This window comes from Flavobacterium sp. ACAM 123 (assembly GCF_000264055.1).
In the GTDB taxonomy this organism is placed as follows: Bacteria; Bacteroidota; Bacteroidia; order Flavobacteriales; family Flavobacteriaceae; genus Flavobacterium.
Genome location: NZ_AJXL01000104.1, coordinates 1 through 13,689, shown reverse-complemented (window position 1 = coordinate 13,689; position 13,689 = coordinate 1). Strand labels below are relative to the sequence as shown.

The 13,689-nt window shown below is 34.1% G+C and carries 12 protein-coding genes; 9 read left to right on the top strand and 3 right to left on the bottom strand.

Annotation, left to right across the window (positions count from 1 at the left end):
• Positions 1–82: 82 nt before the first annotated feature.
• Complete coding sequence (locus A3SG_RS0115145) at positions 83–1,555, bottom strand: MFS transporter (RefSeq protein WP_016990852.1); 1,473 nt, start codon at positions 1,553–1,555, stop codon at positions 83–85.
• Positions 1,556–1,863: 308 nt separating this feature from the next.
• Here A3SG_RS0115145 and nagB point away from each other — a divergent pair, with 308 nt between their 5' ends.
• Positions 1,864–3,801: a glucosamine-6-phosphate deaminase gene (nagB, locus tag A3SG_RS0115140; protein ID WP_016990851.1), complete on the top strand. Its 1,938-nt coding sequence runs from the start codon at positions 1,864–1,866 to the stop codon at positions 3,799–3,801.
• A gap of 31 nt (positions 3,802–3,832) precedes the next feature.
• On the top strand, positions 3,833–5,857 hold the full coding sequence (locus A3SG_RS0115135) for a beta-N-acetylhexosaminidase (RefSeq protein ID WP_016990850.1): 2,025 nt from the start codon (positions 3,833–3,835) through the stop codon (positions 5,855–5,857).
• Here the strand turns inward: A3SG_RS0115135 and A3SG_RS0115130 are convergent.
• On the bottom strand, positions 5,826–6,152 hold the full coding sequence (locus A3SG_RS0115130; protein ID WP_157485500.1) for a hypothetical protein: 327 nt from the start codon (positions 6,150–6,152) through the stop codon (positions 5,826–5,828). The two genes, A3SG_RS0115135 and A3SG_RS0115130, sit on opposite strands and share 32 nt — an antisense overlap.
• 939 nt (positions 6,153–7,091) lie before the next feature.
• Between A3SG_RS0115130 and A3SG_RS0115120 the strand changes: the two genes are divergently transcribed.
• A complete protein-coding gene (locus tag A3SG_RS0115120; RefSeq protein ID WP_016990847.1) occupies positions 7,092–8,711 on the top strand; it encodes an ABC-F family ATP-binding cassette domain-containing protein in 1,620 nt (539 codons plus the stop codon).
• Positions 8,712–8,780: 69 nt separating this feature from the next.
• On the opposite strand, the gene A3SG_RS21920 is transcribed toward A3SG_RS0115120, so the two are convergent.
• Positions 8,781–8,954, bottom strand: a complete 174-nt coding sequence (locus tag A3SG_RS21920; RefSeq protein WP_198008530.1) for a hypothetical protein — start codon at positions 8,952–8,954, stop codon at positions 8,781–8,783.
• Between the two features lie 208 nt (positions 8,955–9,162).
• Between A3SG_RS21920 and pyrR the strand changes: the two genes are divergently transcribed.
• The 6 genes from pyrR to A3SG_RS20075 all read left to right on the top strand — a co-directional run.
• Positions 9,163–9,702 (top strand): bifunctional pyr operon transcriptional regulator/uracil phosphoribosyltransferase PyrR, encoded by a 540-nt coding sequence (pyrR, locus tag A3SG_RS0115115; RefSeq protein WP_016990846.1) that lies wholly within the window; start codon positions 9,163–9,165, stop codon positions 9,700–9,702.
• Positions 9,703–9,761: 59 nt separating this feature from the next.
• Entirely contained in the window at positions 9,762–10,688 is a 927-nt protein-coding gene (locus tag A3SG_RS0115110; protein WP_016990845.1) for an aspartate carbamoyltransferase catalytic subunit, read from the top strand.
• 52 nt (positions 10,689–10,740) lie between these two features.
• Complete coding sequence (locus tag A3SG_RS0115105) at positions 10,741–11,073, top strand: hypothetical protein (RefSeq protein WP_016990844.1); 333 nt, start codon at positions 10,741–10,743, stop codon at positions 11,071–11,073.
• A gap of 299 nt (positions 11,074–11,372) precedes the next feature.
• Positions 11,373–12,278 carry a ribonuclease Z gene (locus A3SG_RS0115100; protein ID WP_016990843.1) on the top strand — a complete coding sequence of 302 codons (906 nt, stop codon included), beginning with the start codon at positions 11,373–11,375 and terminating at the stop codon, positions 12,276–12,278.
• Between the two features lie 104 nt (positions 12,279–12,382).
• Positions 12,383–13,027, top strand: a complete 645-nt coding sequence (gene pdxH / locus A3SG_RS0115095; RefSeq protein WP_016990842.1) for a pyridoxamine 5'-phosphate oxidase — start codon at positions 12,383–12,385, stop codon at positions 13,025–13,027.
• 322 nt (positions 13,028–13,349) lie between these two features.
• A partial coding sequence (locus A3SG_RS20075) for a CAP domain-containing protein (protein ID WP_016990841.1) occupies positions 13,350–13,689 on the top strand: 340 nt, incomplete at its 3' end.

The following is a 13,689-nucleotide window of genomic DNA, read 5'->3' as shown; positions in this document are numbered from 1 at the left end:
TCATACAAAGTAGTATTTGACGATTTTTTTAGTTGGAATTAATAATTTATGATCCCGCGGTGATTTTTTTGTAAAACTAAGGTTAATGTCCTCCTCCTTCGGTTTCAATGCGACCGATACCTTGTCTTTTTAAGATTTTAGGACAGTAATAACCATAAAAGCCTAAATAAGCAAAACCAACAAGGGGCACCACATAAGAGAAGTGCGTCCATGAAATACCAAATATTCCAGCTGGATTAGTAAGATCTATATCGCAAATACCTCCTTGGATCAATGGAATAACACCACCCCCGAGAATCATCATGATTAAGAAAGAAGATGCTTTTCCCGTATTTTTACCCAATCCAGCTATAGCTAAATCAAAGATCGATGGCCACATGATCGATAAGAATAAACCTCCTGAGATAAAGAAAAATTTAGCAATTTCAGTATCTGTACAAACCAATCCTGATAGCATCATTAACAATCCTGATATTCCAAAAAGCATTAATGTCTTACCAGCATTTTTCCCACCTACAAAACTTACTCCAATAAATAACAAAATCCAGATTGGATAAATATAAAATTCAGAAACGTCATGTTCAGCAAAAAGATTAGCTCCAATAATAACTCCGAATGCAACGGCAGGTACGATAAATTTAAGTGCAGTATTTACTAGAGTTGAGGTGTTAAAAACATTTACACCGCCGTTCCATCGGCCAATCATTAAACTTCCCCAATACAACGCGATAAAGGGAGGTACTGCGTCCTCTAAGATTCGACCAAACTCTGCAGTATGCAGTAAAGCGGGTAAGTTACTAATTATAGTTACCTCCGTCCCCACATAAATAAAAATAGCTAGCATTCCTAAATATAGTTGTGGGTAGTCTAGAACGCGAAATGTATCCGTACTTTCGTTTTTAATGACTGTTTTTTCTATTTTTGCCGGGTTTTCAATCTTAGAAAAATTCATAAAAACAGCAACTACAATAAAAGCGACCCCTAAAATTATAAAAGGTAGTTTTATGTCTTCTAAAGAAAGATCTGTTTTTTTATCATTACCCATTCCGAACAACGCTATTCCTAATAAAATAGCACCAATAGTAGTTCCAAAAGAGTTGATTCCCCCTGCTAATGTCAAACGGTGTGCGCCAGTATCGGGGCTTCCCATTTTAATAGCTAGTGGATTAGCGACTATTTGCTGAATTGAAAATCCCAGTCCTACCGTAAATAAGGCGGTAAGAAAGAAAGGAAAACTCTCCATCGTGGCTGCAGGAACAAACAAAAAAGAACCAAACGCGGAAAGTAATAAACCAGCAGACAATGTCTTTTTGTATCCAAATTTTTGCAAGACATCAACTTTTAATGAGATTAAGAAGAAAATAATTGATCCTACAAAGTATGCTACATAAAATGCCCAAGCTACAAGTTGAGATTGAACTTGTGATAGCGTAAAAACTTTTTTGAACACAGGTATTAATATGTCATTGGCAGAGCCAACAAAACCCCAAAAGAAGAATACTATTATCAAGGAAATAAATTGTCCCCATTTGGTTTGTAAATTTTCTGAACTCATAATTTTCCGGATAGTTTTTTAAGATTAGATTTTATAGAACGGCGGTAAATATATTTGTTACTCAAACTAAAAAAAACAATTTCGAATAAATCTTATTATAATTATAGAATAATCACTTTTTGTTATAAAAGCATGATTTTTTTTCATTTTTTTCTCTTTTTAATATCCTATCAAACAGAATTAATTTCTAATATCGGCTTGCAATTATACTTTTAATAAATCAAAAGACAATTAGAAAGGTAAAATAACAGTACTTACAGCGAGTTGAAAATTTCATACCTTTATGAATCGGTATAAAACAAAACAAAATGAAGCGCACTTTAGAGATCAAACGAGATATCAGCTATGAAAGCCCCGGAAAATTTGAAGATACCCGGTTTGAAAAGATTCATAACGTAATTTTTAAAAATGCGGCAGAAGCCTCTATTATTGTTGCTAAAGAAATTGCCGACTTGATTCAAGCTAAACAACAGCAAAAACAAAACTGTGTACTTGGCTTGGCGACTGGCTCTTCGCCTATAATGGTTTATGAAGAATTAGTGCGTATGCATCAAGAGGACGGACTTAGTTTTAGTAATGTGATTACTTTTAATCTGGACGAATATTATCCGATGCGGGTGGATAACAACAAAAGCTATCATTATTTTATGCACGAGCACCTTTTTGACCACATTGACATTAAGACGGAAAACATTAATATACCTGATGGAACCGTCTCCATGGAAAAAATACAGCAGTATTGCATCGATTATGAGATCAAAATAAAAAATTCAGGAGGTCTTGATTTTCAGTTGTTGGGAATAGGACGTACAGGACACGTTGGATTCAATGAGCCAGGATCGCATATCAATTCGGGAACGCGCATTATTACTTTGGATCATATTACTCGTGTTGATGCTTCGTCTGATTTTAACGGTACGGCAAATGTCCCTAAAATAGCGATTACCATGGGGGTTTCTACTATTTTGCTGTCCAAGAGAATTGTCTTGATGGCCTGGGGGCAAAATAAAGCTGAAATAATAAAAAAAACAATTCAGGAAGACATCAGCCCTAACGTACCTGCTACGTTTTTACAAAATCATGCGAATACTACTTTTGTTTTAGACCAATCAGCAGCATCAGAATTGACCCGACTTAAAACAACTTGGTTGGTAGGTGACTGTATTTGGACGCAAGAATTGAAGAGTAAAGCTATTGTTTGGCTTTGTCAAAAGACGGATCAAGCAATTTTAAAGCTGACTGACAGAGATTACAATCATAACGGAATGTCTGATCTTTTAGCGCAAGAAGGATCTGCGTATGATTTAAATATCAATATGTTCAATGTTTTGCAACGCACCATAACGGGATGGCCAGGAGGAAAACCCAATACAGACGATACCTATCGACCGGAACGAGCAAGCCCAGCCAAAAAAAGAGTAATCCTTTTCAGTCCGCATCCGGATGACGACGTAATTTCGATGGGAGGTACTTTTTCGAAATTGATAAAGCAAGGTCATGAGGTCCATGTCGTTTATCAAACGTCTGGAAATATTTCAGTAACAGACGATGAAGCTTTAAAATTTGCCGAAGTGGCTCATGATTTTGTAGGAGAGGATACAGCTGAAATTAATTTCGCTTCCGTAATCGAGTTTTTAAATAATAAAACGGAAAATCAAGTTGATTCAATAGAGGTTAGAAAGCTAAAGGGATTAATAAGGCGTCGAGAATCTTTTGGTGCAACCAGATATATTGGATTACAAGATACAAATATTCATTTCTTAGACATGCCGTTTTACGAAACAGGATATATCAAGAAAAAACCAATAAGCGACGAAGATATTGCCATTGTCACAGCTATTATTGCAAAAATAAAACCACATCAGGTTTTTGCTGCAGGAGATTTAGCAGATCCCCATGGTACACATGAAGTTTGCTTAGATGCCATATTTGCGGCAATGAAACAATTAAAATCCCAATCATACATGGATGATTGCTGGTTGTGGTTGTATCGAGGTGCCTGGCATGAATGGGAACTTCACGAGATCGATATGGCTGTCCCTTTAAGTCCAGACGAAGTGTTATTAAAAAGGAACGCTATTTTTTACCATCAGTCCCAAAAGGACAGAGTGATGTATCAAGGAAGTGATTCAAGAGAATTTTGGGTAAGAGCCGAGGATCGCAATAAACATACTGCAGCACTTTATGATGACTTAGGGCTACCGGAATATGAAGCTATTGAAGCTTTTAAGCGATTTAATTATTAAAAAGTGAAATTTTAAACGGATAAAAAAATCTATGAAATACATTGTAATACTATTGTTTGTAGCTTTTGTGTCGAATGCTCAAATTACAAAACAGCAATTAGACCTAATGCCTTGGCCACAAAACATAAATTTAATCGGAGGAATCTTCACCATCACAAAACAGTTCAAAGTCAATATTACAGGTAATCCGGATGCCAGACTATTTAAAGGGGCAACTAACTTTCTAAGAAGGTTAGATGGCAGAACCGGATTGTTTTTAGAACAAGCCTATGTCACTAAAGTTAACGAATTCATTACAGCAGAATTACAGATAAATTGTGAGCGAGAGGGAAAGGTTGGGTTAAACGAAGACGAAAGCTATCAACTTTCTATCGTGCCTAATAAGATTATTATTAATGCGACAACTGATTTAGGTGCGTTACATGCATTGGAGACCTTACTGCAATTAATGCAAAATAATGGGAGCTCTTTTTATTTTCCGGCTGTAGAAATTACGGATTCTGCACGATTTACTTGGAGAGGACTGATGATAGATGCAGCAAGGCATTTTCAGCCGGTGGATGTTGTTAAGAGAAACCTTGATGCGATGGCTTCGATGAAAATGAATGTCTTCCATTGGCATTTAGCCGATGATCAAGGTTGGAGAATTGAAATAAAAAAACATCCAAAGTTGACTGAATTAGCTTCAGACGGGGATTATTATACCCAAGACGAAATAAAAAAAATTGTAAAATATGCCGATGAACGCGGAATTATGGTACTACCTGAAATAGATATTCCCGGCCATGCTTCCGCTTTACTTTCTGTTTATCCTGAAATAGGGAGCAAACAAAGTGGTAGTTTGCCGTATTCTGTAGGACGGCGTTCCGGAATTTATGATTCGGCACTTGATCCTACGAATCCGAAAACGTATCAGTTGCTAGGTGAAATTTTTGATGAAGTATGTCCGTTGTTTACCAGTAATTATTTCCATATTGGCGGAGACGAAAACAACGGTAAAGAATGGGACGCAAACCTTACTATTCATGAATTTAAGAAGAAGAACAAGATAGCAAGCAATCACGACTTGCAAACCTATTTTAATATGAAGTTAATACCCATGTTAAAGAAGCATAATAAACGGCTCATGGGGTGGGAGGAGATTATGACCAAAGACATGTCTAAAGACGCGATTATTCATACATGGAGGGGAGATAATGAAGGAGTTACTCCAGGTGGCGCTCTAATTACAGCTGCAAAAAATGGCTACAATGCTGTTTTATCTAATGGGTATTATCTTGATTTGATGCTCAGTGTGGATAGTCATTACCTGAATGATCCTCTACCTAAAAATATTGCTCTTTCTCCGGAAGAAAAGGCGCGAATACTTGGAGGGGAGGCTACCATGTGGAGCGAACTTGCCGCGCCTATAAATATAGATTCAAAAATATGGCCAAGAACTGCCGCAATTGCGGAAAGGTTGTGGTCAAATGATACGATTACTGATTTGGATAGTATGCATAGGAGATTAAAAGTAATTTCTTCCAGATTAGAAGAAGTAGGAACAATGCATATCAGAAATAAAGAATTGATTTTAAGGAATATTAGTAACTATCAAGATACGAAAGCAGTGAATGATTTTACTAACATTTGCGAACCTTATAAAGTGTATAAACGCAACGGTGGTGGGAAAAAGTATTTTATGTATTCTCCATTAACGCTGTTTGCAGATGCTTGCTCAGCCGATGCTTCTGATGCTTACAAATTTAATAAAGCGGTTACTCAGTATTTAGAAAACAGAAGTTTAGAGAATCAGAAAGTTGTTACTGATTTTTTAAAAAAATGGATAGCAATGGATTTGGATTTAATTCGCCTTAGTACGAATGCACCTTTAATTCAGCCTCTTCTATCGATGTCAAATAACTTAAGTTCAATTTCAAAGCAACTCTTGTTATCGATTGAAGAAAAACAAAATGTTGATAAAACAGCATTGAGCGCGTTATTAGAACAATTCAATATTCGAAATTCAGCTGATGTAGAATTAGCTATTTACGATAGTTTAAAAAAGCTATTTTAATCGTGTTATTTATTTTTTTTCTCAACTTATAAAGATTCTGTTTGATCCACGTGTCAACAGGTATTTTTCGTTCTATATATTCAGAATAATCCTTGTGATTTACTAAATCAATGTATAAAACGTAATAATTTTTTCCGCCGGCAGATACTTTAAAATTTTTAAAATCATCATAATTTTCATCGGCACCATTTAGATAAGAATCACACAATTCAAATGTTTTGATTCTGTAGAAATTATTATATTCTGTAGGCTCATGAAAAATTTCAGAATATAGATATTTGCCATTACAATTCAATCTATTAATTTTTGTAATTTGGTTTTTTCTTTTTTTCGAAAAAATCAAAAATACTGTTTTTCCTTATCATTATATTGAAATTGATAAGGAATTAATCGTTGGTCTTTTGTGTCGAAATTTTTAGGATGCTTTCTTTTATAAGTCGGTATTATTTCAATTCCATTTTTACTAATAAACCCCCATGTTTCACCTACTAATGGTGCATGTTATTCGTCTTCAGAAGTGTCAAAATAGCAACCATTACAAAATATCGCAAAGCCAAAGTCTACAGAAGATATCTAATCATATTTAGCTCGTGTTATCTTCTTACCTTCTTACCTTTTTCATTATAGAATCCGCTTTTATCGTTTTCAACACAACGTGTATAACCTTCTTGAAAACCGTCAGGTCCTTCAGAAGTCATAAATGTTTGAAATAAAAACTCACCTTTTCTATTATAGTATGCGAAAAGGTTGTCTTTTAAATCTATCGTAAAGATTTCCGATTTTATTTCACGATTATTCCATTATACTCCTGAATTCCATGACGGCCTTGGATTAATTATTATTTTACCGTTTTGATTTTTAACGCCTAACAAACTATCTTTTTCAATATCGAAAAATAATTTTTCTGTTTGTGCAAAGGCCAGATGAAGGCTCAAAATTAATTAGAAAACAAAATATTTTTTCATAATAGATCGATCTAAGAATTTAGTTTGCTGTTTCTTTCTTTTGCTGTTTGTTAGAAGTACAATAATTCATTGTGTTCAAAACTAATGATTTCGTTTCAAGATTTTAAAATTACAATTCTAGTTTCGAATAATAATTAACAAATCAAAATGAACTTTTAAAAAGTTGAAGTCGAAGATAAAATAAACCAAGTATCAACTACATTGGTATTTAGCCTATATCTTAGTATTTTTTTTTGTACTTTTGCGAAAAATTATATAAAAGAAAATACATGCTAGCAGTTAATAATTTATCGGTTCAGTTTGGCAAACGAATTTTGTTTGACGAGGTAAATACCACCTTTACACATGGTAATATTTATGGAGTTATCGGAGCCAATGGAGCTGGGAAATCTACATTCCTTAAAATAATTTCTGGTGAAATGGATCCTACCTCAGGACATGTCCATCTAGAAACAGGAAAACGTATGTCGGTTTTAAGTCAAAACCACAATATGTTTGATGAACATACCGTATTGGAAACCGTAATTATGGGGAACAAGACGTTGTATTCTATTAAAAAGGAAATGGACGAACTCTATTTAGATTATAATGATAAAAATGCAGATAGAATAGGGGAATTGCAGGTACAGTTTGAAGAAATGAATGGTTGGGGGGCCGATTCAGATGCCGCAGCAATGCTTTCAAATTTAGGGATTGGCGAAGAGCACCATTTTACATTGATGGCAGACTTAGAGGCAAAAATTAAAGTTCGTGTCCTATTGGCTCAGGCTCTTTTTGGAAATCCAGATTTACTGATAATGGATGAACCTACAAATGATTTAGATTTTGAGACTATTGAATGGTTAGAAAATTTCTTGGCAAACTATGAAAACACGGTTATTGTCGTGTCGCATGACCGTCACTTTTTGGACTCCGTTTGTACTCATATTTCGGATATTGATTATAGTAAAATAAACCATTATTCAGGAAATTATACCTTTTGGTATGAGTCAAGTCAATTAGCCGCAAAACAACGTGCACAACAAAATAAAAAAGCGGAGGAAAAGAAACAAGAATTAGAAGAATTTATTCGACGTTTTAGTGCGAATGTAGCCAAATCAAAACAAGCTACTTCCCGTAAAAAAATGATCAGTAAATTAAATATATCTGAGATAAAGCCCTCAAGTCGTCGTTATCCCGCGATCATTTTTGACCAAGAGCGGGAAGCAGGAGATCAGATTTTGAATATCCAGAATCTTAGTGCCTCTCTTGATGGAGAGATATTGTTTAAAAATGTTGATTTAAATATGGCTAAAGGAGATAAAATTGTATTATTCTCCAAAGATTCTCGTGCAACGACTGCTTTTTACGAAATATTAAACGGAAAACAGAAGGCTGATTCTGGTAATTTTGATTGGGGTGTAACCACTAATCAAGCCTATTTGCCAGTAGACAATCATTCCTATTTTGAAAATGATTTATCACTTGTGGATTGGTTGCGTCAATGGGTAAAAACAGAAGAAGAACGCGATGAGGTTAATATTCGTAGCTTCCTTGGTAAAATGATTTTCTCCGGAGAAGAAGCATTGAAAACATGCAGAGTACTATCAGGAGGAGAAAAAGTGCGTTGTATGATGTCCAGAATGATGATGGAAAGAGCCAACATATTGATGATAGACGAGCCTACAAATCATTTGGATCTAGAGTCTATACAGGCATTTAATAATTCATTAAAAAACTTTAAAGGGTCGGTAATTTTTACTACACATGATCATGAGTTTGCTCAAACTGTGGGCAACAGAGTGGTAGAATTAACACCAAATGGGGCTATTGATAGTTACATGACTTTTGATGATTATTTAGATGATGAAAAAGTTCAGGAATTGAGAACTAAGATGTACACGAAATAAGAGATATAAAATGATAGAAAAACTCCTGCAGATAAAATTGCAGGAGTTTTTTTGTATCAAGGAATTGGGTTATTTCTTTCCAAATAATTTACTGACAATAAAGAGGATTATCGCTAATATTGCGATTACTATAAAAATACCCACACCCATTCCGGCTTTAAATATTCCTTCGACTAGGGAACATCCAGTAAGCGATAATACCACCGTCAATAGCAGTAATAGTCTGATTGTTTTGTTTTGCATAATTTCTATTATTTAGCCCTAAAGTTGAATTATTAGGTTGGGTAAAATTAACTAGATATAGGATAACAGCATTTATATAATTATTTATATTTGTTATACTATTTTTATAACTGTTCTTTTGCTTAAATGAACTTTTAATCTCGAATTATAATTATTAAATCATAAATTGGAATTCGTATATTTGCAAAACCCAACACAACACTTTACCATGACTCAAAAAGTATTGCTCAATTCTAAAGAAGTCAATATCATTCTGCACCGTTTGGCTTGTCAGCTTATTGAAAAACACCTAGACTTTAAAGATACTATCCTGATAGGGATTCAACCTAGAGGAAGTTTTTTGGCGGAACGACTCAAGAAAATTTTGGAAAAGGAATATAATACGCCTGAAATAAAATTAGGACTCTTAGATATTACTTTCTTTAGAGACGATTTTCGAAGAACCGAGAAGCCTTTGGAAGCAAATGAAACTAAAATCAATTTCATTGTTGAGAACAAGAAAGTAATTTTTATTGATGATGTTTTGTTTACGGGACGAAGTATTCGCTCTGCCTTGACTGCTATTCAATCTTTTGGTAGACCGTCAGAGATTGAATTACTTGTTTTGATTGACAGACGCTTTAGCCGCAATTTACCTATACAGCCCGATTATAGAGGCAGACAGGTCGACGCCATCAACAATGAAAAAGTGAAGGTAGAATGGAGTGAAAACAATGGAGAAGATGTCGTGTATTTAGTTACTAATTAGACGACGTACTTTAAATAGCAAAGAATCTGATTTTATAAAAATAAAATAATCGTAAAAGAATGAAAGAATTAAGCGTAGATCATTTATTAGGTATAAAATATATTAACAAGAGTGATATTGACCTTATTTTTGAAACAGCCGATCATTTTAAAGAAGTCATTAACCGTCCCATTAAGAAAGTACCTTCGTTACGAGACATTACCATTGCCAATATATTTTTTGAAAATAGTACCCGAACAAAACTCTCGTTTGAACTGGCACAAAAAAGATTGTCTGCAGATGTTATCAGTTTTTCAGCAGCACAATCCTCTGTAAAGAAAGGAGAAACACTAATCGATACCGTTAACAATATTCTTTCGATGAAAGTAGATATGGTAGTGATGCGCCATGCTAATCCTGGTGCAGCCTACTTTCTTTCCAAAAATGTAAAAGCAAGTATTATCAATGCAGGCGACGGCGCGCATGAACATCCTACTCAAGGGTTGCTGGACAGTTATTCAATTAGAGAAAAACTCGGTGAAGTGGGAGGTAAGAAAGTAGTGATAGTGGGTGATGTATTGCATTCAAGAGTAGCATTGTCTAATATATACGCTTTGCAAATGCAAGGAGCCGAAGTCAAAGTATGCGGTCCAAAAACACTAATTCCAAAACATATTGAATCACTGGGAGTGACAGTGGAGTCTAATTTGCGTAAAGCGCTAGAATGGTGTGATGTTGCCAATATGTTGCGTGTGCAAAATGAACGCATGGATGTGAATTATTTTCCGTCGACCAGAGAGTATGCACAACAATACGGGGTCGATAAGACATTATTAGATTCCTTAAACAAGGAAATTGTAATTATGCATCCCGGACCTATAAACAGAGGAGTAGAAATCACATCTGAAGTGGCAGATTCGCATCAGTCTGTTATTTTGAATCAAGTTGAGAATGGCGTAGCCATAAGGATGGCAGTAATTTATCTTTTGGCTTCAAAAATTCAGTAATATAAAAAAAGGTAGTAACTTAGTTAGATAGTAATTCTGAAAAATTAATGCAATGAAAGTAGATCAAAAAGGCCATACAATTACAATTAAAGACACTCAAGGAGATTTTACTTCTTTTTTGATGAAAGTTACCCATCAATATAAAACCTTCGAAAAGCAGAATATCATCATAGATCTTTTATACCATAAAGACTTAATTGTAAATGATATGGAGTTATTATTGCCGTTATCAGAGCAACATAAAAAAGCTAAAAAGTCTTTTATAATTGTCATTTCAGATTTGGATTATAATGCCGTTCCTGATGTGCTAACTGTTGTTCCCTCCCTACTTGAAGCACATGATATTATCGAGATGGAAGAGATTGAAAGAGATTTAGGCTTTTAAAAAATAAGCAGATTGGACTTTTACAGTAAAGAAATAATACGTTTTAAAAATAGTATCATTATTGTGTTTTTTAATTTTATTGTGTTTAAATTTAGACAATATTTTTACAGACAAATTAATAAGTTATTTAGGGATAATTGCGAATGGTGTAATGGTAATTTCGATGATTATACAGATTAGAAACTATAGAAAAGAAAAGAAAATAGGTCAGGGATAGCTCCGCTTTATTTCAGTTTTAAGCTTCTAATAATTGAGCTTATTTTTAAATTGACACCCAACTTTAAACTTTAAAATATAAATTGAAACTAACGATTTTAGGCTGTTATGCAGCAACTCCGCGCACATTTACTAATCCAACCTCTCAGCTTTTAGAAATTAAGAACAGACTATTTCTGATTGATTGCGGAGAAGGAACACAGGTGCAATTGCGTAAAAATAAAGTCAGATTTTCTAAGATCAATCATATTTTTATTTCGCATTTGCATGGAGATCATTTTTTCGGGTTGATAGGATTAGTGTCTACGTTTACATTACTCAATCGAAATACGGATTTACATATCTATGGACCAAAGGGAATTAAGGAAATTATAAAGTTACAATTGCGATTAGCAAATTCATGGACTAATTACGGTTTACATTTCCATGAATTAGAATCAAAGGAAAGTGAAATTATTTTTGAAGATGATAAAGTAGTAGTATCTACAATACCTCTAAAGCATCGCATTTATACCAATGGTTTTTTATTCGAGGAAAAAATGGATAAAAGAAAATTGAATACGAACGCAGTTCAGAATTATGAAATCGACAAATGTTATTTTCAAAACATTAAGAACGGAAAAGACATCATCTTAGATGATGGAAGGGTAATTGAGAATGGGGAGTTGACATTTGATCCAATACCACCAAAGAGTTATGCTTTTTGTTCTGATACAGCCTATAATGAGGCTATTATTCCGCTAATAAAAGGGGTAGATGTTTTGTATCACGAATCAACTTTTTTAGAATCAGAAGAAACACTGGCAGGAAAGACTATGCATTCTACGGCAAAAGAAGCGGCTACAATTGCTTTGAAAGCAAATGTGAAGCAATTAGTTTTAGGGCATTATTCTACCCGTTATGAGAATATCAGTATTTTTAAAGAGGAAGCAGAGACTATTTTTCCTGAAGTACTGTTGGCCGACGATGGTCGAAGTTTTGACTTTTAAACGAAGTCCTAGCTTTTAGGAATTAAAATAAAATTAACACCCTTGTTTTTAGATTTTTTGAAAATGGATAATTTAATAACAGGATAATCTTAAAATATAAAGAAATGCAAGATTTAAGTAATTATAGAAAGTCGTACGATAAGAGTGAGTTATTGGAATCTGCCATTCCAGAAGATCCGATAAACCTGTTCAACGGATGGTTTCATGAAATAAAAGATTTAGGAGGAAGTGAAGAAGTCAACGCAATGACAGTAGCGACAATGGGTTTAGATGGATTTCCAAAATCGAGAGTGGTGCTATTAAAAAAGTTCACTGAAGAAGGATTTATATTTTATACCAATTACAATTCGGAAAAAGGCAAAGCGATTGAAGCTAATCCTCATATTTGTCTTTCTTTTTTTTGGCATAGTATGGAGCGTCAAGTAATAATAAAGGGTATTGCTCGAAAGACCTCTGAAATAATTTCAGATAATTATTTTGATTCAAGACCTGAAGGAAGCAAGTTGGGGGCCATAGTTTCTAATCAAAGTGAGGTTATCCCTTCTCGTGGTTATCTTGAGGACAATTTAAAACAATTAGAAGTAGATTTTGAAAGTATAGTAATTCCGAGACCAAAGCATTGGGGTGGTTTTCTAGTCATTCCCGTTGAAGTTGAATTTTGGCAAGGCCGTCCTAATCGCCTGCATGACAGGATACGATATACTAGTCAAAAAGATTTCTCTTGGAAAATAGAGCGTCTCTCTCCTTGATGTAAGAAAAAGAGTTGGTCAATTGTTAATTTAGTGTTGGTTGTCGGTTTTTTTAGGGTTTTGTCGGCAAAAAAAGTAGTTATGAAAACTAAGAAAACACAGTAAATTAATAAATCGCTACGTTTGTTTATATCTACAACTGATTTACAATTAACCTACTACAAAAAATACATAAAATTAAAACCCCTTTTTACATTATTACTTACTTCATTATTAAACTCTTACAACATCAGACGCATCCATAGCATTAGCAAAAAAAGTACTTAAAGAATCCCCATCTGATTTATTTAACTATTCCTATACTACTTCTGAAATCCAACTTATGGACTTAATAAATGCATATAGAGTAAGTATTGGCTTGAATTCTTTAACAAAAAACAATTTCATTTCCTTAAAGGCAGAAGAACACAACAACTATATGATTGTTACTAATACGCTTAGTCATGATGGTTTTAATGTGCGATCTCAAGATATAGTGAATACTTTAGGAGCTGTATCAGTGGGTGAAAATGTAGCTGATGTTTATAGTACACCTCAAGGAGTCCTAAATGCTTGGTTGAATAGTCCAGCTCACAAAAAAAATATAGTTGGTGATTTTACTCATTTTGGAATTTCAATAAGAGAAAATACGGTAACGGGTAAAAAATATTATACCAACATAT

Bases quoted from the DNA above. Each gene is read 5' to 3' on its own strand.
- pyrR (WP_016990846.1), top strand. From the start codon at position 9,163: ATGACTCAAAAAGTATTGCTCAATTCTAAAGAAGTCAATATCATTCTG.
- nagB (WP_016990851.1), top strand. From the start codon at position 1,864: ATGAAGCGCACTTTAGAGATCAAACGAGATATCAGCTATGAAAGCCCC.
- A3SG_RS0115105 (WP_016990844.1), top strand. From the start codon at position 10,741: ATGAAAGTAGATCAAAAAGGCCATACAATTACAATTAAAGACACTCAA.
- A3SG_RS0115135 (WP_016990850.1), top strand. From the start codon at position 3,833: ATGAAATACATTGTAATACTATTGTTTGTAGCTTTTGTGTCGAATGCT.
- A3SG_RS21920 (WP_198008530.1), bottom strand. From the start codon at position 8,954: ATGCAAAACAAAACAATCAGACTATTACTGCTATTGACGGTGGTATTA.
- A3SG_RS0115110 (WP_016990845.1), top strand. From the start codon at position 9,762: ATGAAAGAATTAAGCGTAGATCATTTATTAGGTATAAAATATATTAAC.
- pdxH (WP_016990842.1), top strand. From the start codon at position 12,383: ATGCAAGATTTAAGTAATTATAGAAAGTCGTACGATAAGAGTGAGTTA.
- A3SG_RS0115120 (WP_016990847.1), top strand. From the start codon at position 7,092: ATGCTAGCAGTTAATAATTTATCGGTTCAGTTTGGCAAACGAATTTTG.
- A3SG_RS0115145 (WP_016990852.1), bottom strand. From the start codon at position 1,555: ATGAGTTCAGAAAATTTACAAACCAAATGGGGACAATTTATTTCCTTG.